Origin of the sequence: Roseibium algicola (assembly GCF_001999245.1) — a bacterium.
In the GTDB taxonomy this organism is placed as follows: domain Bacteria; phylum Pseudomonadota; class Alphaproteobacteria; order Rhizobiales; family Stappiaceae; genus Roseibium; species Roseibium algicola.
In genome coordinates this window covers 6091644-6112015 of record NZ_CP019630.1, presented here as the reverse complement: position 1 = coordinate 6112015, position 20372 = coordinate 6091644, and the positions used below count along the sequence as shown (strand labels likewise).

At 57.8% G+C, this 20372-nt stretch carries 22 protein-coding genes; 11 read left to right on the top strand and 11 right to left on the bottom strand.

Features of this window, described 5'->3' with window-relative positions; genetic code table 11:
• The first annotated feature begins 1 nt into the window (after position 1).
• The 4 genes from B0E33_RS28235 (at position 2) to dusA (ending at position 3845) form a co-directional block, all read left to right on the top strand.
• On the top strand, positions 2–211 hold the full coding sequence (locus B0E33_RS28235) for an MbtH family protein (RefSeq protein WP_022999502.1): 210 nt from the start codon (positions 2–4) through the stop codon (positions 209–211).
• Between the two features lie 46 nt (positions 212–257).
• A complete protein-coding gene (locus B0E33_RS28230) occupies positions 258–1898 on the top strand; it encodes a cyclic peptide export ABC transporter (RefSeq protein ID WP_077293063.1) in 1641 nt (546 codons plus the stop codon).
• A gap of 111 nt (positions 1899–2009) precedes the next feature.
• Complete coding sequence (locus B0E33_RS28225) at positions 2010–2711, top strand: 4'-phosphopantetheinyl transferase family protein (protein ID WP_077293062.1); 702 nt, start codon at positions 2010–2012, stop codon at positions 2709–2711.
• 132 nt (positions 2712–2843) lie between these two features.
• The gene (gene dusA, locus B0E33_RS28220) at positions 2844–3845 is read left to right on the top strand and encodes a tRNA dihydrouridine(20/20a) synthase DusA (RefSeq protein ID WP_077293061.1); all 1002 of its coding nucleotides are present in this window, start codon (positions 2844–2846) and stop codon (positions 3843–3845) included.
• A 25-nt stretch (positions 3846–3870) separates the two neighbouring features.
• On the opposite strand, the gene B0E33_RS28215 is transcribed toward dusA, so the two are convergent.
• The 4 genes from B0E33_RS28215 to cobS form a co-directional block, all read right to left on the bottom strand.
• Entirely contained in the window at positions 3871–4584 is a 714-nt protein-coding gene (locus B0E33_RS28215; protein WP_062488963.1) for a retropepsin-like aspartic protease family protein, read from the bottom strand.
• Positions 4581–4763 carry a DUF1289 domain-containing protein gene (locus B0E33_RS28210; RefSeq protein WP_208993348.1) on the bottom strand — a complete coding sequence of 61 codons (183 nt, stop codon included), beginning with the start codon at positions 4761–4763 and terminating at the stop codon, positions 4581–4583. The genes B0E33_RS28215 and B0E33_RS28210 overlap by 4 nt, the downstream gene beginning before the upstream one ends.
• 72 nt (positions 4764–4835) lie before the next feature.
• Positions 4836–5990: an alpha/beta hydrolase gene (locus B0E33_RS28205; RefSeq protein WP_208997731.1), complete on the bottom strand. Its 1155-nt coding sequence runs from the start codon at positions 5988–5990 to the stop codon at positions 4836–4838.
• A 79-nt stretch (positions 5991–6069) separates the two neighbouring features.
• A complete protein-coding gene (gene cobS / locus B0E33_RS28200) occupies positions 6070–6942 on the bottom strand; it encodes an adenosylcobinamide-GDP ribazoletransferase (protein ID WP_077293058.1) in 873 nt (290 codons plus the stop codon).
• A gap of 106 nt (positions 6943–7048) precedes the next feature.
• Here cobS and cobT point away from each other — a divergent pair, with 106 nt between their 5' ends.
• Positions 7049–8074 (top strand): nicotinate-nucleotide--dimethylbenzimidazole phosphoribosyltransferase, encoded by a 1026-nt coding sequence (gene cobT, locus B0E33_RS28195; RefSeq protein WP_077293057.1) that lies wholly within the window; start codon positions 7049–7051, stop codon positions 8072–8074.
• 43 nt (positions 8075–8117) lie between these two features.
• Here the strand turns inward: cobT and B0E33_RS28190 are convergent, their stop codons facing one another.
• Complete coding sequence (locus tag B0E33_RS28190; RefSeq protein WP_022999494.1) at positions 8118–9674, bottom strand: sensor histidine kinase; 1557 nt, start codon at positions 9672–9674, stop codon at positions 8118–8120.
• Between the two features lie 130 nt (positions 9675–9804).
• On the opposite strand from B0E33_RS28190, the gene B0E33_RS28185 reads away from it, so the two are divergent.
• Both B0E33_RS28185 and B0E33_RS28180 read left to right on the top strand, forming a co-directional pair.
• Complete coding sequence (locus B0E33_RS28185; RefSeq protein ID WP_077293056.1) at positions 9805–10449, top strand: uracil-DNA glycosylase family protein; 645 nt, start codon at positions 9805–9807, stop codon at positions 10447–10449.
• 158 nt (positions 10450–10607) lie between these two features.
• Entirely contained in the window at positions 10608–11099 is a 492-nt protein-coding gene (locus B0E33_RS28180) for an Lrp/AsnC family transcriptional regulator (protein ID WP_031268819.1), read from the top strand.
• Positions 11100–11164: 65 nt separating this feature from the next.
• On the opposite strand, the gene B0E33_RS28175 is transcribed toward B0E33_RS28180, so the two are convergent.
• The 3 genes from B0E33_RS28175 to B0E33_RS28165 all read right to left on the bottom strand — a co-directional run bounded on the left by B0E33_RS28175 (position 11165) and on the right by B0E33_RS28165 (position 13213).
• Positions 11165–11575, bottom strand: coding sequence for a VOC family protein (locus tag B0E33_RS28175; RefSeq protein WP_077293055.1), 411 nt, complete (start codon positions 11573–11575; stop codon positions 11165–11167).
• Positions 11576–11641: 66 nt separating this feature from the next.
• The gene (locus B0E33_RS28170; protein WP_077293054.1) at positions 11642–12505 is read right to left on the bottom strand and encodes a helix-turn-helix domain-containing protein; all 864 of its coding nucleotides are present in this window, start codon (positions 12503–12505) and stop codon (positions 11642–11644) included.
• A gap of 54 nt (positions 12506–12559) precedes the next feature.
• On the bottom strand, positions 12560–13213 hold the full coding sequence (locus tag B0E33_RS28165) for a TetR/AcrR family transcriptional regulator (protein ID WP_022999489.1): 654 nt from the start codon (positions 13211–13213) through the stop codon (positions 12560–12562).
• Between the two features lie 169 nt (positions 13214–13382).
• Between B0E33_RS28165 and B0E33_RS28160 the strand changes: the two genes are divergently transcribed.
• The 4 genes from B0E33_RS28160 to B0E33_RS28145 all read left to right on the top strand — a co-directional run bounded on the left by B0E33_RS28160 (position 13383) and on the right by B0E33_RS28145 (position 18481).
• Positions 13383–15419, top strand: a complete 2037-nt coding sequence (locus B0E33_RS28160; protein WP_077293053.1) for an NADH:flavin oxidoreductase — start codon at positions 13383–13385, stop codon at positions 15417–15419.
• A 148-nt stretch (positions 15420–15567) separates the two neighbouring features.
• On the top strand, positions 15568–16803 hold the full coding sequence (locus B0E33_RS28155) for an aromatic ring-hydroxylating oxygenase subunit alpha (RefSeq protein ID WP_077293052.1): 1236 nt from the start codon (positions 15568–15570) through the stop codon (positions 16801–16803).
• 4 nt (positions 16804–16807) lie between these two features.
• Positions 16808–17881, top strand: coding sequence for an FAD-binding oxidoreductase (locus B0E33_RS28150; protein WP_022999486.1), 1074 nt, complete (start codon positions 16808–16810; stop codon positions 17879–17881).
• A 99-nt stretch (positions 17882–17980) separates the two neighbouring features.
• Positions 17981–18481 carry a DUF302 domain-containing protein gene (locus B0E33_RS28145; protein ID WP_077293051.1) on the top strand — a complete coding sequence of 167 codons (501 nt, stop codon included), beginning with the start codon at positions 17981–17983 and terminating at the stop codon, positions 18479–18481.
• A gap of 35 nt (positions 18482–18516) precedes the next feature.
• On the opposite strand, the gene B0E33_RS28140 is transcribed toward B0E33_RS28145, so the two are convergent.
• From B0E33_RS28140 to B0E33_RS31045, 3 genes are all read right to left on the bottom strand, one after another.
• Entirely contained in the window at positions 18517–19227 is a 711-nt protein-coding gene (locus B0E33_RS28140; RefSeq protein WP_077293050.1) for a DNA alkylation repair protein, read from the bottom strand.
• Between the two features lie 12 nt (positions 19228–19239).
• A complete protein-coding gene (locus B0E33_RS28135; protein ID WP_022999483.1) occupies positions 19240–20121 on the bottom strand; it encodes an NAD(P)-dependent oxidoreductase in 882 nt (293 codons plus the stop codon).
• Between the two features lie 97 nt (positions 20122–20218).
• Positions 20219–20371, bottom strand: coding sequence for a hypothetical protein (locus B0E33_RS31045; RefSeq protein ID WP_022999482.1), 153 nt, complete (start codon positions 20369–20371; stop codon positions 20219–20221).
• Position 20372: the final 1 nt, after the last annotated feature.

Sequence of the window (20372 nt, the reverse complement as noted above, 5' to 3'; positions counted from 1 at the left end):
GATGACAAATCCATTCGACGATCCGGACGGCATTTTCCATGTGCTGGTGAATGACGAGGAACAGCATTCTCTCTGGCCCGAATTCGTGCCGATTCCCGATGGCTGGCGGTCGGTCTTCGGCCCCGGCAAGCGGCAGGACTGCGTGGACTACGTCAACGCCAACTGGACCGACATCCGCCCGAAAAGCCTTCGGGATGCTGCCCTGAACTGACATATTTCTCAAACGGTGATGATCCACCTGGAGCGCCTGGTCTTCGATGAATTTCTTTCGTCTCTTGTATCGTGAAGCGGGCGACAGCAAACGCACCTTCCTGCTGCTTTCCCTGGTGCCCGGGCTGGTCATGGGGCTGATCATCGCCGTCATCAACGCGGTGACGAACTATCAGCAGAACACCGGTCTGCAGTGGCAGTATCTCGGTCTCTTCGTGCTTGGCTGCGCGACCGTTCTCTTCACGATGAATCGCGCCCTCAACATGGCAACCGCAATCATCGCCGATTATCTGTGTCGCTTGCGGATCCGGGTGACCGCGCAAGTCCGCAGTCTGAACCTCGCAACCGTAGAAGAAATCGGCCTGACGCGTATCAGGGCAGCAGTTGGTCGTGACCATCAGACAATCGAGGAAACAGCGCCTGCGCTTGTCGGTCTGATCTATTTCGTCATGCAGTTGGTCATGTCGGCGCTCTACATCTGCTATCTCTCGCCGCTTGCCTTTGTCGTCACCCTGGCGTTTCTGGCCGGCGCCATCTTCTTCTATCGCAAGAGCTACCGCGATGCGGAGGAACTGATGCGCCAGGCAAGCCTGAGCGAACAGGCCTTTCACAACAGCTTCGAGAATATTCTCAGCGGCTTCAAGGAAGTGAAACTGAACGCGCAGCGCAGCGACGATCTCTTCCACAACTACATCATTCCGCGATCAGAGCAGGTCGAGGATCTACGTGTGGAATCCGGCCGCTCCTTCAACTATGGCCAGTCTGTCAGTGATGTCTTCTTCTATACGCTCATGGGAACGCTGGTCTTTGCGATACCGTTTTATGTGTCGGACCTCTCGATCCCAGGCAAGATTGTCACGGTGATCGTCTTTGCCAGCGGCGCAATCACCTCGATCATCCGCATGTTGCCGGTGGTTTCGCGTGCCAATCTGGCGGTGTCCAATATCGAGGAATTGAGAGAGCTTCTGGAAAAACACAGCGAAGCCATGAATGAGCGCAGCGAAGTGCGGCAGGCAAGGCTTTCCAAAGGTATATCCCTGAAGAAGATTGCCTACACCTATCATAGCGAAGATGGCGACCGCCCGTTTTCGATCGGGCCTTGTGACCTGGAAATTGCATCGGGCGAAATGGTCTTCATCGTGGGGGGCAACGGCAGCGGCAAGTCGACTCTCGCGAAGATCCTGACCGGTCTCTATGAGCCGGATGGCGGTCATCTGTCTTGGGACGACAAGGTCGTCAAACCTGAAAACATCGACCGGTATCGCAGCCTGTTTTCGGTCATCTTCTCCGATTTCCACCTCTTCGACCGGCTTTATGGTGTGGATCTGACGGACGAGCAGAAGCTTTACGACCTGCTGGAAGACATGAAACTGGACGAGAAGGTTCACTACCGGAACAACAGGTTCAGCACGACGAACCTATCCACCGGCCAGAGAAAGCGGCTCGCCATGGTCGTTGCCCTGCTGGAAGACAGGGATGTCTACCTCTTTGACGAATGGGCCGCCGATCAGGATCCGGAGTATCGGCGCTGGTTCTATACAGATTTCCTAATGAAACTGAAGAAAGAGGGCCGCACAGTCATCGCGATCACGCATGACGACCGGTATTTCGATGTTGCAGACAAGATCGTCTGGATGGAAGAAGGCAGGATCAGCAAGGTGTCCAGTCCGGCTGATGCCACGGTCTGAAACCTTCGGCTGAGGTCTTGACGGTAGGGCCTGGCCAGTGTCCAGGTCACTTCTCAACAGGGTGAAACAGTCTGCCCTCCGATTACCATCTCCAGAGTTCCGGGAGTTAACTTGCCAGGCACCAAGGCGATCATTCTGGAGACGACCGGCTGCAGCTCCGAGGATCTCGAATCTGCGCTGGAAATTCTCTCGGAGGATGAACTACAGCGGTTTCATGCGTTTCATTTCGATCAGGACCGGAAGGACTACGCGCTTGCACATGCGTTGCTGCGGAAAACCCTGAGTGATCTGGAACCCGGTACGGCACCGCGCGACTGGCAGTTCGTGCCAATGGCTGCGGGAAAGCCGGCAGTCGCCGGACGGTCAGACCTCGACTTCAGCCTGACGCATACACGTGGCCTGGTTGCCTGCGCCGTGACGAGGAAGAGCGTGATCGGCATTGATGCGGAAACGGATCAGCGTGCGGTCGAAGTAGACATGTTGATGCGCGACGTTTGTTCACCCGGAGAAAGACAAGAGCTGGCGAAGGTTGAAGGAGCTCACAAGACCTCCAGATTTCTGGATTTCTGGACGCTGAAAGAGGCGTATCTGAAAGCTGTTGGCCTGGGCATTACAGCCGATCTGACCACCGTCAGCTTTACCTTGGCTGACGATCGGGACATCGCTATTTCTGCGCCGCCCGACCTCCGCCGTCCGGCCAGTTCCTTCCAGATCAGCCGGCGTCCAGGGCACTGGCGTGTCGCGCTGGCGGTCTTTGGCGGAATAGACGCTAGGGACGTTGAAATCATCCTTTGTGAAAAGCGGAGCTTTTGAAAAGCTCCGAAATTTGTTATTTCGCGTCTACTAAAGTCGGTCGACATGAGAACAAACTTGGATAACGCACCTCACTGCGTGTCCAGCCTGGACGGTGGACGTCCGGAGCCAGTTCCTTGCAGTTGAAGAAAAATGCAACAGTATCAAGAGCATAAGTTTTCCATCGCCCCCATGATGGAGTGGACGGATCGCCATTGCCGCGCGTTTCACCGGCAACTGACGCGGCATGCGCTGCTCTATACGGAGATGGTGACGACTGGAGCGGTGATCCATGGCGACCGGCAGCATCTGCTAGGCTTTTCCGATATTGAGCACCCGGTTGCCTGTCAGTTGGGCGGATCTGATCCGAAGGACATGGCGGAAGCCGCGCGGATCGTTGCTGATTTTGGCTATGACGAGGTCAATATCAACGTTGGTTGCCCGTCCGACCGGGTTCAATCCGGCCGCTTCGGCGCGTGCCTGATGGAAGAGCCCACCTTGGTGGCGGCATGTGTCGAGGCCATGAAGGCCGCCGTCGATATTCCCGTAACCGTGAAATGCCGGATCGGTGTCGACGAACAGGACCCTGAAGCGGCGCTTGACGCCATGGCGGATGCCGTTTTTGCTGCGGGCGCAGATGCCTTGTGGGTGCACGCGCGCAAGGCCTGGCTCAAGGGACTCAGCCCAAAGGAAAACCGGGACATTCCGCCGCTCGACTATGAGCGGGTTCTGCGCCTGAAGCAGCGTCTGCCGGACAGGTTCATCGGCCTCAACGGTGGCTTGCAGACGCTGGACCAGGCGGAACCATTCCTGGAGACCCTGGATGGCCTGATGTTTGGCCGCGCTGCCTATCACACTCCGCAGATCATGGGAGAGGTCGACCGGCGGCTCTATGGCGCCAGCGGGCCGGACGTCTCGCCCTGGGATGCGGTGAAGGCGCATATGGCTTATCTGGAAGAACAATTGGGCAAGGGCGTAAAGCTGGCACATATGACGCGGCACATGCTGGGCCTGTTCCACGGGCGTCCGGGGGCGAGGTCCTGGCGGCGCATTCTGACAGTTGAGGCGATCAAGCCCGGTGCTGGTCTGGAAGTGGTCGAAAAGGCGCTTGCAGCGGTCAGTCCTGCAGGAGCCGAACTGGCGGCAGCCGAATAGGACTATCGCGCGGTTCCCGATCCGCTCAAGGCGTCATGATCAACTTGTCGCCTTCGATGCGCCAACTGCGCAGATGATCAAGTGCGGTCATGCCGAAAAGGCTGGAATCGAGCGTCCCCTGGCGCCCGACGAAACCGCGGATGTTGCGCAGCGTGTGATCGCCGATGGTGATCGTGTCGATCTTCACCGGCGCGACCAGTGCACGGCCGTTGGCGGTGGAAACCGGTACTGAAAATGTCAGGTCTTGTGGGCGATAGCCGGCACGCAGCGCGTCTTCATAGGTCAGGACAACGGCACTGGCACCTGTATCAAGCAGAAACTCCGCACGGGCACCGTTGATGCGTCCATCCAGTACAAAATGTCCGCCAGCATCGCGGACAATCAGAATGGTGCCGTCGGGCTGGGTCACGGCAAGTCCGGGTGCCAGTGCTCCAAGAACGCGGTAACCCGCCTGGACCAGTTCCGCCTTGTAGACATAGCCTACAACGAGCAGGGCACAGAACCCTCCCCAGAAAACCGTGCCATGCAGGATTTCGCGGGCTTTCGGCTGGCCGAACAGGAAACTGGCCAGAAAAACGAAGGCGAGTGCGGAAAGGGCAACAACCCGGGGGCCAGTGTCATCGAAGTTGACATTCGCCGGGTCGGTCGGGTCACCAAAAAACGCATAGAAAGCGGCAACGGCCATGACCAGCACCAGAATGACAACCATCAGGCCGCGGTAGTTTCTGGGATTGTTCATCCTCGCACTCCGGGTGGAGTGGTCGACTGAGGCCGGTTCGCCAATTCTGCGAGGATCTGGTTGCGCTTGGCCTCACTGTAACTCGCCCAGGACGCGATTTCGTCAAGAGTGCGCAGGCAGCCTGCGCAAAGGCCTGATTTGGCGTCGATCTGGCAGATGTTGATACAAGGTGACTTCATGAAGCGCATATGGCCGCAGATTGTGGCGTTGCCAAGACTGTATTGGGCGGAAAACAGCGAATAATGACCGGATCAATAGCCGCCTGACGCATAGGTGAACGGCGCGGTGATGACCTTGATCGGCAAGGTAACTGCTGCCTGTGCCGTCGTGCCCACAAAGGACCCCAGGTCGTCACCAAGATTGGCGCCACGGTTGTGGTCGGCACTGGACCCGAGTGCGGAGCTGCCGAGTGCCTTGCGCAAGTCAGGCTGCAGCTGTGCAAGCTGTGCAAATTTCGAATGGTTCGTGCTGTCCAGCGATTCAAGCTCGGTCACGTCGATAACGACAGCACCGAGTTCCGCCAGTTCCTGATCGTTGGAAAAAGCCCCGACACGTTCCTTACCACCTGCAATGGTGCGCGAGATGCGCAGGGCCTTGTCGTCACGCGAAACGATAACGGTAAAGGGCCGAGGCATCGGGCCAATTCGCTTGAGCTGGGTCTTGAAGAGGTCGATATCGATGTCGGGCGCCGCCAGAACGATGTCGTTGACATGCTTTGCGACAAGCCGGCGGTTTTCCGGTCGTGCCTGTACCGCGGTTTCCATCAACAGCCAATTGCCCATTGAGTGGGCAAGAATGGTGATGTTGTCGGCATTGGTCTTGGCAAGTTCCACAAGCGTTTCTTCAAGGGCTCCGCGAGCAATCGCGGCGCTGTTGAGGTCGTAGACGTAATCCTGAAGCTTGCCGCGCGAGGCCCAGGTAAACAGAACCGGGACGCCCTGGAACTGACTGTCGTTGACAATCTGCGCGAACCGGTAAAGCCCTTCCGGAAAGCGCGTGTTGTAGCCGTGAATGAACAGCATTATGTCGCGTTCGCCACGTGGCAAACTGGCAAGCCTGGCGTTGACGGAACGCCGGAAGGCGGCCTTGTCGGCAATGTAGTCGGCCTTGCGAGCAACAAAGTCGGTCTTGGGGTTACCCGGCAGACTTTCGGGCCACTCGATCTGGCCCGGTTTGTGAGAAGGCGGTACCGAAATCGAGGCTTCAGCGTAATTGACCGCGGCTGAACGCTCACCGCTGAAATAGGTGTCGGGGCGGTCGTCCCGCTGGCGGGTGGTGACGATCAGGATATCATTTACCCTGGCACCAACGACCGGGTCTTCGTTGAGCGCGAGCGCTCCGACTTCCGGCCTTCCGGAACAGGCGGACAAGATGGCAAAAACGATCAACAGGGTTGCTGCGCGCAAACCTGTTGCTTCTCGTCTAACTGAATTGCCCGATACTGACATGTGAGCTATTCCCGCCACCAAGGCCTCTATCCGCTACTCACGGCACCATAAGCATCCCTGCAAGAAAGCCAAGACCAGTGAGTTGTTGAACTGCGCCTAAAACATCGCCAGTGGCTCCGCCAATCTTGGACACGGCAAGCCGACCGGTCGCATGTGCCGCGGCGATGGCGATGACAAGGGCCAGCAGCAAGGCCGGCAGGGAGAGCAGGAAGAACGCAGGCAGCATCACGGGCAACGTCACAAGAAAAGCTTGTTGCACGGTTGACCGGGACGGCTTTCCAAAGCGAGCTCCAAGCCCTTCAGGTCTTGCAGATGGCAGGCATTGCCACTGCCAGACAAGCAGCAACCGACTGAGGGCTTCTCCGGCAAGAAAAAGCAGCGCCGCATCAGCCGGCCCGAATTTTTGCCAAAGCGCTGCAAGCAGGACGGCGCGCAGGAGTACCGAGATCATCAGGGCGAGAGCCCCAAAGGCTCCGATGCGGCTGTCCTTCATGATGTCGAGGCGTCTTTCGCGGGTTGCACCGCCGAAGAAGCCGTCGGCTACGTCGCTCAAACCATCTTCGTGAAGCGCTCCGGTTGTTGCCGCAAGAACCGCGGTCAGGAGAACCGCAATGGCCAGAAGCGGCAGTTGAGTGAAACCGAGCGCAACACCGATGCCGGCCGCGGGCAGGGCAATAATTGCACCTGCCAGAGGCGCTGCACGGGCGATCCGAACAAATTCCGGAGGGGACATCGGGTCGTCTTCGGTGTTGACTGCAGGCAGCGGCAGCCGGGAGAAGAATCGTACGCAAGCTGCCGTGTCCGCGGCGAGTGCCTTGCCCCCGTCCAGCCAGACCTGGTGTTGATCCCGGGTTTTCCTGGACCGCGTTTCAACCTGTGAATCAGGCTCTTGGTCGGTTTCAGAGCTCATCAGGCCGGTCCCGTGCTTGAGTTTTTACCGGGCGAAGTTATAGAACAGCGGCTAAGCGAGACCAAGTGGCCACTCGACGGCCGCGAACAACCGGAACCAAAAGAACATGTCCCTCTCCGAGACCGCGCTGCCCTTTGACGATATCCGCAATCTGGTGAAATCCATGCCGGGGCCGGACGAGGATGCGCTCGCGAAGGTGAAGGCCCGGGATGCGGAGTTGACCAAACCTGCCGGTTCGCTCGGAAGGCTTGAGGAAATTGCCGAATGGCTGGCTGCCTGGTCCGGCAAGGCACCGCCGAAGATCACGCGACCGATGGTCGGCATCTTCGCGACCGCCCATGGGGTTGCGGATGAAGGCGTGTCCGCGTTTCCAAGTGCTGTCAACCGGCAGATGGTCGAGAACTTCGCGGCTGGCGGTGCTGCAATCAACCAGATCTGCCGCGCTTATGACATCGGCCTGAAGGTTTTCGACCTGGCGGTCGACATGCCGACCCCCAGCATCACGCGGGAAGACGCGATGGACGAAGCCAATTGCGCTGCGACCATGGCATACGGCATGGAAGCGCTCGCCGGCGGGATTGACCTGATCTGTCTTGGCGAAATGGGGATCGGCAACACCACAGTCGCTGCTGCGGTCATCAATGCGCTGTTCGGCGGCAAGGCTGAAGACTGGATCGGGCGCGGTACCGGCGTTGACGACGAGGGCCTTGCCCGCAAACGCGATGCTGTCGAAAAAGCAGTTGCTCGACTGAACGGCGAACGCGATCCGCTGGAGATCCTGCGTCGCATCGGTGGCCGCGAGATTGCAGCCATGACAGGCCTCATCATTGCCGCACGCCTGCAGCGCGTTCCGGTGATTGTCGATGGCTTTGTCACGACGGCTGCTGCTGCTGTTGTCTATGCGATGGACCCGGCCGGTCTCGACCACTGCCTCTTCGCCCATGTTTCGGCAGAGCAGGCCCATGCGAAGGTGCTCGAGCACATGGGCAAGGATGCGCTGCTCGATTTTGGCATGCGTCTGGGTGAAGGCTCCGGTGCTGCACTCGCTGCAGGTATTGCCAAGGCCGCCGCCGAAATGCACTCCGGCATGGCCACCTTCGCAGACGCTGGTGTGTCCGAAAAAGACGACTGAAGCTCTTTTTGAAATTGAAGCGGCCTGAAACCGCTGATGCGGATCAGGCCGATCTTGCCTTGCCGGAGGGGACGCCGCTGTCCTTGTCGTTCGGGTCCACCCAGATGACATCCGGCGAATAGTTCATGATCCTGGCTCTCGGCAGGGTGACGATCACCTCCGTGCCTTCGCCGGGCCTGGACTTCAGCGAGAACTTGCCGTCGTGCATGTTGATCAGCGCCTGGACGATAGACAGGCCAAGACCGGTCCCCGGTTCTGCCGTCTTGATGGCATGAGACCCCTGACCGAAAGCTTCCAGTACGGTCGGAATTTCGTCTTCCGGAATGCCGGGGCCTGTATCCTTTATCGAGACGTATTGTCCGCCATCTGACGTCGGTCCGACCTTGATCCAGACTTCGCCGTTCACCGGTGTGAACTTCACGGCGTTGGACAGGAGGTTGAGCACCACCTGACGCAGGGCTCGCTCGTCCGCCCAAACGCGCGGCAAGTCCGGCTCGTGGGTGTGGTGAAGCGAAATCGTCTTGGCCTTTGCCCGAACCTTCATCATGGTCCCGCATTCCTCGACGATATCGTCCAGGAAGATCGGTTCCTCGTGCAATTCGTGCCGACCGGCCTCGATGCGGGACAGGTCCAGAATTTCGTTGATCAGGTTGAGCAGGTGTTGTCCTGAGCCGTGAATGTCTTCGGCATAGGACTGGTAGTTCTTGTTGTGCATCTTGCCGAGCACTTCATCCTTCATGATTTCGGAAAATCCGAGGATGGCGTTGAGCGGTGTCCGCAGTTCATGGCTCATCGTGGCCAGGAAGCGGGACTTGGCAAGGTTGGCAGCCTCTGCGCGGCGACGTGCTTCGTCCGACATCGCGTTCGCAGTTTCCAGCTCGGCGATCAGGTGATCCTTGTCGGCCCGGTATTCCAGCATCGTGTTGGCGTTCTTCAGAAGCTGGTTGCCCAGGATCAGGAAGAAACCCTGCGCGCCGATCGCCATGGCGGCGAGTGTATAGTGGATCGGGTTCACCTGCTGCAGGAAGCTGACGGTGACGATCAGTGTCATGGGCAAGGTGCTGGCAAGCAGGCATTTCGGCAGGGTGGCCGACTGCATCGTGTTCATGGCAACCACGATCAGCAGCGTTGCGAAATGAAAGATGACAAATCCGTCGCCGGATTCGCTGGTCTGGGGCAGCAGAAAGAAGCTGGCCCAGCTGCAACCGTAGACGAAGTCACCAAAGGCGAACCTGCGCCGCCAGTAGATGCGGGCTTTCTGGTCGGACGGAGCCTTCTCGTAGGAATGGCTGGTGATCACCATCATGAAGTGGGTGCAAAGCGTCGCCGTAAACCAGGCGCCGATGAAGAGCGGGTTGATCCACAGAACGGAGATCGCGGCAACGATCAGGGCGAGAAGGGGGACCGCGTAGGCAGCGTTGATGCGGGTGTCGGCAAACAGATGCTGCCGTTCCAGATCGAAAGACGTGTACCAGTTTTCAGGCGTACCAAGGCGGCTGCGCACATCGTTGGCCGAGCGCGCCATCTCACGACGGCGCTTGGCGCGCTGTTCGTTGATGGTGACTTTGTCGTCGCCGGTTTCTGACGCAACCGATGCCATTTGCTGCCCAAAGTTTTGATTTTGTTATCGCGTTGCCGCGTGTTTATTCAACCTGACTCACCATTCCTTAAGATCATCCTCAAGATCGTGGTAAGGGAAGTGTTAACAGGCTGTGCCAAGGTGCAACTCATTGTCAGAAAAGACGAATTCGAAAACACTCGACAGACTTGCCGCTGACGTGCGGTCGTGCCGGATCTGCGTTGAGAACCCTGAAAAGTCGGCGTTACCGCATGAGCCCAGACCAGTTCTGCAAGTGTCTGGAACAGCAAGGCTTTGTGTCTGCGGACAAGCGCCAGGCACACGCGTTCACCAGAGCGGCAGACCGTTCACCGATCCTTCAGGTGACCGGTTGAGAAACTGGATGGGCATCGAGGAGGATATTTTCTACGACGCCGGTAAACTGGCCATCGTGCCGATGGGGTTTTGTTTTCCTGGACTGGACGCAAAAGGGGGCGATCTGCCGCCGCGCACCGAATGCCGCAAGGCCTGGCATGACCGCTTGTTTGCCGCCATGCCGCAGATCGAACTGGTGCTGGTTATCGGCCAATACGCCCAAGCCTATCATCTTAGGTCAAACCGGCAGAAATCCCTTACCGAGACAGTGTCGAACTGGCGTCAGCATTTTGCTCGGCAGATGGACGGCAAACCGGCGGTCCTGCCGTTGCCGCATCCTTCCTGGCGCAACAATGCGTGGCTGAGAAAGAACCCGTGGTTTGAAACCGAGCTGCTGCCAGTTCTTAGAGGCGAGGTTCAGCGCCTTACAATGGTGCCCTAATTGCTGGAATTCGAAAATAATTCTCATTTCGGTGAGAATTGACATTTTCATTGAAACTCAGTTACGAGTTTTTATCTTCAATGAAAATGATTTCCCAACATGTTGCGGTCTGCGCGGTCGGGAATCTCTGTTGCTCCTGGCCGGATCTTGAATTCATGATTGATCGTATCGACCGTCGCATCCTGTCCATTCTCCAGGAAGATTGTACCGTTCCGGTGGCTGAAATCGGCCGCAGGGTGGGGCTGTCGACCACGCCGTGCTGGCGGCGCATCCAGAAAATGGAAGAGGACGGTGTCATCACCGGCCGCGTCGCCTTGCTGGACCCGGCAAAGGTCAATGCGAAAGTAACGGCCTTCGTCGCCATTACCACGAGCCAGCACTCCGAAGACTGGCTGAAGAAATTCGCCGATGTCATCCGGGAGTTTCCCGAAGTGGTCGAATTCTACAGGATGGCAGGTCAGGTCGACTATCTGTTGCGTGTCGCCGTGCCGGACATCGAGGCCTATGACGCCTTTTACAAGAAGCTGATTTCCCGGATCGACATTTCGGATGTCTCGACCACCTTCGCCATGGAGCAGATCAAGAACACCACGGCCTTGCCGCTCAGCTATGTGGCACCTGAAAAGCCTAAACCCGACCGGGACAAGTGAACTGGCCGGCAACACGATCCGTTCCGGCCAGCGAACCCTGAGGTTCATTCGGTCTTCTGGTTGGTTCACGTGGACGTTTTGGGCCAATAGGTGCCGATGCTCCAGATGTTTCCTTCAGGATCCTGGCAAATGAATTCCCGGCTGCCGTAGTCCCGGTTCGTCAACCCCTCCAGGATTGTCGCCCCAGCCGCAGTGGCGCGGTCGAACAGTTTGTCGGCATTCTCCACTGCCAGGTAGATTGCCTTGCCGCAAGGGCCGTCCGGATGCCCGATGATCTTTGCAAAAGCGTCGTCGCGAGCCTGACCGACCATGACCATGGCTGATCCGAAAGCCAGCTCTGCATGCACCACAGTGCCCTGGTCGTCCCTGTGCACTTCGTGTTCGACAAACCCGAATGAATCTGCGAGCCACTTGATCATCGCATTGGCATTGCCGAACCGGAAAACGGGATAAATTCTGCTTGCTTCATGAGACATGTCGTACCTCCTTTGATGAAGGAGGTGATAGCTCTTCGCGATTTTGCGGGATTGAAGTTTTGTTACCTACCAGGTGTTGGCAGTGCCATTCAGCAGCCGTGCGCGCCAGGCTTCCGGTGACTGACCGGAAAACTCGGAAAAGTCCCGAATGAGATGGGCCTGATCGGAGTAACCACAATCGACCGCCAAGCCGGCCCAATCGATGTCGCAACAGTTCTGAGCATGTTTGAGTACCTTGCCGAAGCGGATCACCCGGGCAACCGTCTTGGGTCGAAGGCCGATATCCTTCCGAAATTTTTGTGCCAGGTGCTTTCGGCTCCAGCCAATCTCCTTAGCCAACGATGTGACTGAGACCTGGCCTCCGGTTTCAAGTAGCCGTCGCAACACATGGTCCGCCGGCGTTCGTTGGACGGTGTCTTGCCGTAGGCGTTTGATGACGTAGGCAAGGGCATGATCAAGCCGCGCATTCCAGCTTGTCAGATCCTCGATCCAGCGGACAAATTCAGCCAGTTCCGGTTCCGCGACATCGGCAAACGGCAACATCTGGTCTGTCAGCAGGTCCATGGGGAACCGGAAAAAATGACGGGCACCGATGGGAGTAAAGTTGATCTGCAGGCATTTGGCACGGCCATTTGACTGAATGAAAACCGGAGAACTGCTGAGCCCAGCCAGAAAGGTGGGACGCTCGTTTTCAGCGGTTGGATGCTGACCGAGCGCGATTTCAAACGGATCGCCGAAACTCAGGATGAGCGGAATGGTCAGCGAGGCGGTTTCAACCTGCCTGTTCGTCTGAGGGTTTCGCTCTTCGTAGCCGATGATGTCGGTGAAAAGGCTGCGCAAGTCCGGCGGTGCTGTCCGGCGCCAGAAACCGGCATCAATGCCGGGGGGAACCGAGGAGGAGGGCGTTGAGGCGTCTTGCGAGGTGGTCATGATCCTTCCTTGTCGGGGCAGGATAGGATCAACTCGGGTCGTGGTCACCCATAATCATTCAGTCTTACCGGGACCCAGCGGATGACGCGCGCGAAACCTGGCGAATTCGGCATCGGATACGGTTTTCCCGGTAAAGATCTCGATGTAGTGGGGCATGCGCTGAAGCCTGGGGCCAAGCGGCTCGCTCGGCCGATCCTTGACGATGGAGATATAGCCGATCTGCGTCAGATACATGGTGTTGGCTCTCACGTCGGCCGAGGCGTGTTCATAGCCAAAACGTTCGAACATCGCCGTAAAAGCCTCGATGCGTACACGGTCGGCTTCTTCCAGCATGGGTGTCAGGTCCGGATCCGCATGTGCCCAGTTGCGCATCGCAAATTCCAGCCGGGAATCGAACAGCTCCGGCAGCAGCCACAAATCGAAAAGGTTCAGGATCGCCTCGGTGATTGTCTCCGCGTAATCCTCGGTCCGTTTGACCAGATTGCCGGTGTTTTTCGTTTGCCACTGGGTGATCAAGGCGTCGAGCAGGTCGTTCCGGTCTGAGAAATGGCCGTAGAAACTGGTCCGCGACAGACCGAGCCTGTCGGCCAGGGGCATCACCTTGACGGCATCAATGCCATGTTCAATCAGCGCCTGGTAGGCAGCTTCGATCCAGATTTCACGTGTGCCGCGCCAACCGGACGTTTTTTCGATCAATAGGTCGCTCATGTGCTTGCGATAACAAAGCACCGGCCTACCGGCAATCAAAATTGACACCAATGTCGACAAAAGCGACACATATGTCGCTTTTTAGACTTTTCAAAGATGATCGGCGGGAATTAATCTTTGCAAACCTGAGGAAATCCGTGACGCGGTGGAATGCCCGGAGAGGAAAGAGATGTCGAAAGATCCGTTGTTGCAGCCCTATCAGCTGAAACATTTGACGCTGAAAAACCGGATCATGATCACGTCGCACGAGCCTGCGTATCCTGAGGATGGCATGCCGAAGGACCGGTATCGCGCCTATCACGAGGTCCGGGCAAAGGCCGGTGTCGCACTGACCATGACCGCCGGCTCCGCGGCCGTCTCTCGCAACTCGCCGCCCGTCTTCAACAATATCCTTGCCTACAAGGACGAAGTCGTGCCGTGGATCAAGCGGCTTACGGATGCCTGCCACGAACACGATTGTGCGGTGATGATCCAGCTGACCCATCTTGGTCGCCGGACACACTGGAACAAGGGGGACTGGTTACCTGCGGTTTCGTCCAGCCATGAACGTGAAGCAGCGCACCGGGCCTTTCCCAAGCAGGTCGAAGAGTGGGACATCGCCCGCATCATAGCCGACTATGCCGACGCGGCTGAACGCATGAAGGCCGGCGGAATGGATGGCATAGAGCTGCAGGCCTACGGTCACCTGATGGACCAGTTCTGGTCGCCGGTCACCAACACGCTGGATGGGCCGTACGGTGGTTCACTGGAAAACCGGATGCGCTTTTCGCTCGAAGTCATCGAGGCGGTTCGGCAGAGGGTTGGTGACGACTTCATTCTGGGCATCCGTTTTACCGCGGATGAGGATCTGGACGGAGGCATCACGCAAGACGAAGGTCTTGAAATTGCCCGTCGCCTGAAGGCTACGGGACAGGTCGACTTCCTCAATGTCATTCGGGGCCACATCGACACTGATCCGGGGCTCACCGACGTGATTCCCGTCCAGGGCATGCGCAACGCCCCGCATCTGGATTTTGCCGGCCGCATCAAGAAGGAAGTCGGCATGCCGACCTTCCATGCGGCCAAGATCCCCGATGTCGCAACAGCGCGCCATGCGATCGCCGAAGGGCTTCTGGACATGGTCGGCATGACGCGGGCACATATGGCCGACCCGATGGTGGTCAGGAAAATTGCCGAAAAGCGAGAAGGGGATATCCGCCCCTGTGTGGGAGCAACCTATTGTCTCGACCGCATCTATCAGGCTGGCGATGCACTTTGCATCCACAACCCGGCAACCGGTCGGGAATTGACCATGCCCCACGAGATCCCACTCGCGGACACGAAAAAGAAGGTGGTCGTCGTTGGCGCAGGGCCCGCCGGCATGGAAGCGGCGCGCGTTGCAGGTGAACGGGGGCACGATGTGATCGTGTTCGAGGCAGCGCCACATGCCGGTGGTCAGGTCCGGCTGACAGCGCAATCCGAGCGCAGGCGCGAAATGATCTCCATAATCGACTGGCGAATGGACCAGTGCCTGGCGAAAGACGTGAAGTTCCGTTTCAACACTTTTGCAGAAGCAGAAGATATCACGGGAGAAAACCCGGATGTGGTGATCGTCGCAACAGGAGGCTTGCCGCATACGGAAGTCCTGAGCGAAGGCAATGATCTTGTTGTCTCTGCCTGGGATATCATTGCTGGCGACGTCAAGCCGGGCAAACGTGTACTCGTCTACGACGATGCCGGTGATCATCCCGCACTTCAGGCGGCCGAGATGATCGCAAAATCCGGCGCTCACGTGGAGATCATGACGCCGGACAGGTCCTTCGCCCCGGATGTCATGGCAATGAACCTGGTGCCTTACATGCGATCGCTGCAAGACAAGGACGTTCGCTTCACGGTCACCTACCGCCTGAAAGCTGCAAAGCGTTCCGGGAACTTGATCACCGCGGTCGTCGGAACAGACTATTCCAGCCACACGGAAGAGCGGGAGTTTGACCAAATCGTCGTCAATCACGGTACAATACCGATGGACGAACTCTATTTCGAGCTGAAGCCGATGTCGAAAAACCTTGGTGCTGTTCAGCAGGAAGCGTTGATTTTTGGCCGCCCGCAGCCTCTCGAGGCCAACCCGGATGGCACATTCGCGCTTTTCCGCATTGGCGATGCGGTTGCGGCTCGTAACACCCATGCGGCAATCTATGATGCGTTACGTTTGGTCAAGGACATTTGACGTGATGCTGCACTGCACGCGGAAAATTTGGGCAGCGTCTTACATGGATAACCAAATGACGCTTTTGCGCTACGGCGGTGGGGTCGGGTGGGCCTAACGTTCCCGGCAAGGACAGGCCGGGAGACTCGGCCAAAGAGGATGTGTCACCATGTTCAGCGATGCGGAAATTCTATCACTTCTGATGGGCCGACGAGCCGGGTATTCTTTGCCCCAGGCCTTCTACACCGATGCCGACGTCTACCAGGCGGACCTGAAGAACATCTGGCAGAAGGAATGGATTTTCGCCATTCCGTCTGCCGAGCTGCCGAAGTCGGGAAATTACGTCACGCTTCAGATCGGTGATTACAACATCATCATCGTGCGCGGAGCCGACGGTGTCATTCGCTCATTCCACAATTCCTGCCGTCACCGCGGCAGCCGCATTTGTGCAGCATCCAAGGGTTCGGCGCCCAAGCTGGTCTGTCCGTACCACCAGTGGACCTACGAACTCGACGGCAAGCTTCTGTGGGCGCGCGAAATGGGTCCGGAGTTCAAGCCGGAAAACCATGGACTGAAGACCGTGCACTGCGTGACCGTTTCAGGCATGGTGTTCATCTGCCTTGCTGCAGTTGCTCCCGACACCACGGAACTTGAAAAGCAGGCTGAACGCTATCTCGGCCCGCACGATCTTTCCAACCTCAAGGTTGCCCACCAGTCGACCATCGTTGAGCAGGGTAACTGGAAGCTTGTTCTGGAAAACAACCGCGAGTGCTATCACTGCTCCGGGTCGCATCCGTCGCTATGCCGGACGTTCCCGGACGATCCCAACCTCGTGGGTGGTGACGATTCAACCTCTTCAAACGTCGGCAAGGCGCATGTGGAACGCTGCGAAAGCGCAGGACTTCCGTCCAGGTTCCTGATTTCGCCGTCCGAGCAATGGCGTTTCGTGCGCATTCCGTTCCTGGGAGATGCGGTCAGCTACACCATGGATGGCAAGGCAGCCGTTTCCAAGCGTATCGGGTCCGTGCCCTTCGACAACGCGGGGTCTTGCCTGTTCTTCCATTATCCGAACACCTGGAACCACTTCCTGTCCGACCAGGTGCTGACTTTCCGCGTTCTGCCGATCAGTCCCATGGAAACCGAGGTGACAACCACCTGGCTGGTGCACAAGGACGCTCAGGAAGGGGTCGACTACGACCTCAAGCGGCTGACGGAAGTCTGGGTCCACACCAACGATGAGGACCGTCAGATCGTTGAGGAAAACCAGATCGGCATCAAGTCACCGGCCTATGAACCGGGGCCGTATTCTCCGGCTCAGGAAAGCGGCGTCATCCAGTTCGTCGACTGGTATGCCCGAACCCTGGAAAACGGTCTGATGGGCCGTTTCCGTGTCGCGGCGGAGTAGTACGATGATCCCGATGCCCGGACGCGATACGCCGGTCTGGTCCGACAGTGAAGTTCTGGAATGCGTGAGTGTTCTGCCCGAGGCGCCGGGGGTGAAAACCTTCACCTTCCGTCCGCCATCAGGCGCGACTTTCGTCTATCGGGCCGGCCAGTTCATCACGCTCGATCTCCCGGTGCCTGGCGGAAACGTTCAACGCACCTATACGATTTCCTCTTCGCCGGTGACGAACGCCTATATCTCGGTTACGGTAAAGGTCCAGCAGGACAGCGTCGGTACGAAATGGATGCTGGAGAACCTTGTTCCCGGCATGCAGATCAAGGCTTATGGACCGGCTGGGCTGTTCCATCTGCCGCGCAATCCGGACAACAAGTACCTGTTCATTTCAGCCGGCTCCGGCGTTACGCCCATGATGTCGATGGCGACGACGCTTTTCGAGCGCGGTGAGGATCCGGACATTTGTTTCATCCAGTGCGCAACCCGGCCTGTTGATCTGATCTTCCGCAAGCGGCTTGAGTACATGGCAAGCCGCGTGAACGGTTTGCAATTGCACTTCGTCGTCACGAAGAGCGATCCTTACGAGGTCTGGACCGGTTATCGCGGGCACTTCAACCAGCTGATGCTGGGCCTGATGTGCAACGACTATCTGGAGCGCGAAGTCTATTGCTGCGGCCCCGAAGGCTTCATGGAATCCGTGCGCGAGATTCTGAACTCGCTCGGTTTCAACATGGAAAACTATTTCCAGGAAAGCTTCCAGGCGCCGGCAGAAACCAAGGCTGAACTGACAGAGTTCGATGACGTCGTACCTCAGGACGACGTGCAGGCCCAGATCGTCTTTGCCAACTCCAAGGTGTCTTCCTGGTGTTCGGAAACCGACACGGTTCTGGCAGTTGCAAAGGATGCAGGGCTCAATATCCCGTCGGGCTGTACGTTCGGTGTGTGTGGCACCTGCAAGGTGAAGAAACTCTCCGGTGAAGTTCACATGGTCCACTCTGGCGGCATCAGCGATGAAGATATCGAGGCCGGTTTCATTCTGGCCTGCTGCTCGAATCCGATCGGTACCGTCGAGGTCGATATCTGAGCCGGAGATAGTCGAGGAAATATTCAAAATTTGCGATGTATCAATGGCGCGGGCATGAAGAGCGGAGTATTCTGGTCTTCATGCTCGGGAGGACGTCGCATGTTTGAAAGTTTCAGGAAGCCGTTTCGGATTGCAATTGCATTTGTGGGCCTCGCAGTTTGCGGCACCGGAGCCGCCAGCGCCCAGTCAATTCCGGAAGGCGTTACCGCCTACCAGGTTTCTGCGGCCTTTGATGATGTGCGTTTCGATCTTGAAAATGCCATCGTCAATCATGGCCTGGTCATCGATTACGTCTCACACATAGGCGACATGCTGGATCGCACATCACAAGATGTCGGTGGTCAGAAGCAGATCTTCGTCAAGGCGCAGGCCATGTTGTTCTGCTCGGCCAATCTCTCGCGCAAGGTGATGGAGGCTGACGCTGCGAACATCGCCTATTGCCCCTATTCGGTATTCGTCTACGAAACTCCGGACCAGCCTGGCACCGTAACGGTCGGATATCGTCACCTCGGCGAAACAGGCTCTGAGGAATCCAAGGCGGCTATCGGTGAAGTGAATGCCTTGCTGGATGCCATCGCCAAGGAAGCGGCAGGTCAGTAAGCGGCAGTCGATAATAGATCGACAGCAACATTTAACTAGATGTCTGCAGCCTTGTTGAGGCGGTTCAGAACCTTCTTGGACGAAAGCTCCCGGGCAGCCGCATTGCCGACCTTGCGGGCTGTCCGGTTTTCGGATGCTGCAAGGTCTTCGGCAATCGCGAGAGCGGCGCCATGCAGAGGCAAGGAGCGCTTGCCGATCTGGCGGAGGGCCCAGTGCACCGCTTTCCAGACAAAGTTTCGCTCGTCCGTGGCAGCAGCGCGGATCAAGGGAAAGTAGTCCAGAAACTCGGATTCGGGCGCTGTCTTGGCGTGGACGGCGCGCCAGGCGATCAGTGCAAAGGCGGCCCGCCGGACGAATTCGCGTTCGTCTGCGGCAAGTGCTGGAACCAGTTCATTTGAACCGGCACGACGGGCCAGAACATTCATGAGCTGATCGCACAGATCCCAGGAATTGATGTCGTTCAGCCATTGAAGGGCAAGCTCGGGTGCCAGGTGCCTGGGTGGGGTCAGAAGGATTGCCAAGAGCCGCGCTTCGTGAAAGCCGCTGGCCCAGAGTTCCCGTGCAAGGTCCGGGGAAGGGCCTATGGATCTGGCCAACGGACGCAGCACTGAGAGTGGAACGCCGAAGGCCCGATCTGTTTCGATGCCGAACCGCGCCATTCCAGCACGGTTCGGCTCCGTTCCCGCTTCACGCAGATCGTTCAATACGTTTTCAAGCGTGAAGGTCGTGTCCGGGACTTGGGGCATATGGGTGCCCGTTTATGACTTGTCGGCATTTTCCAGGCGGGCAATCAGGCTGGACGTATCCCAACGTTTGCCGCCCATGGCCTGAACTTCGGCATAGAACTGATCGACCAGCGCCGTAACAGGCAGGCGGGCACCGGTATCATTTGCGGTCTTCAGGCAGATGCCGAGATCCTTGCGCATCCAGTCGACCGCAAAGCCATAGTCGAACTTGCCGGCATTCATGGTCTCCCACCGGTTTTCCATCTGCCAGGATTGGGCAGCCCCGCCTTTAATTGCGGAGATGACCTTGGCGACGTCGAGATCCGCTTTCTTGGCAAAGTGGATGGCTTCGGAGAGGCCCTGCACCAGGCCGGCAATGCAGATCTGGTTGACCATCTTGGTCAATTGCCCTGCGCCGCTTTCTCCCATCAGACCGACGAATTTTGCGAAGCATTCGATGACCGGCTTGGCCTTGTCGAAAGCATCCTGATCTCCGCCGCACATTACTGTCAGGACGCCGTTTTCGGCACCTGCCTGGCCACCGGAAACCGGAGCATCGATGAAGCCGCAGCCCTTGTCCTTGGCCGCTGCATAAAGCTCACGGGCAACTTCGGCAGACGCGGTGGTGTTGTCGACAAAAATCGCGCCTTCTTTCAATCCATGAAAGGCACCATCTTCGCCGGTCGTCACGGAGCGCAGATCGTCGTCGTTTCCGACGCAGGAAAAGACGAAGTCGCAACCTTCAGCTGCTTCCTTCGGGGTCTTGGCGAAGTTGCCGCCATATTCGGCAGCCCATTTCTCGGCCTTCGCAGTCGTGCGGTTATAGACCGTGACGTCGTGCCCACCTTTGGTTTTCAGGTATCCGGCCATCGGATATCCCATGACGCCCAGACCGATAAATGCAACCTTTGCCATGACGACGCTCCCTTCGCATGCGAAGGCCCGGTACGAGCCGGGCCTTTAATTGAACTGGTTCATCATGGTTTTAGGCCATTTGCCTCTTGCTGTCAGCTTAGATCCAATAGGGCCCGCGCTGCCAGAGCCGCAAATGACGTTCCCGCTTCGCCGACTGGGCGTCCAGGTGCCGCTGGGTGCGCGGATCCGGACGGGTGTTGCTGGAGAACCGGGTTGCTTCCAGGAAGCTACGTGCGTAAATATCAAACATA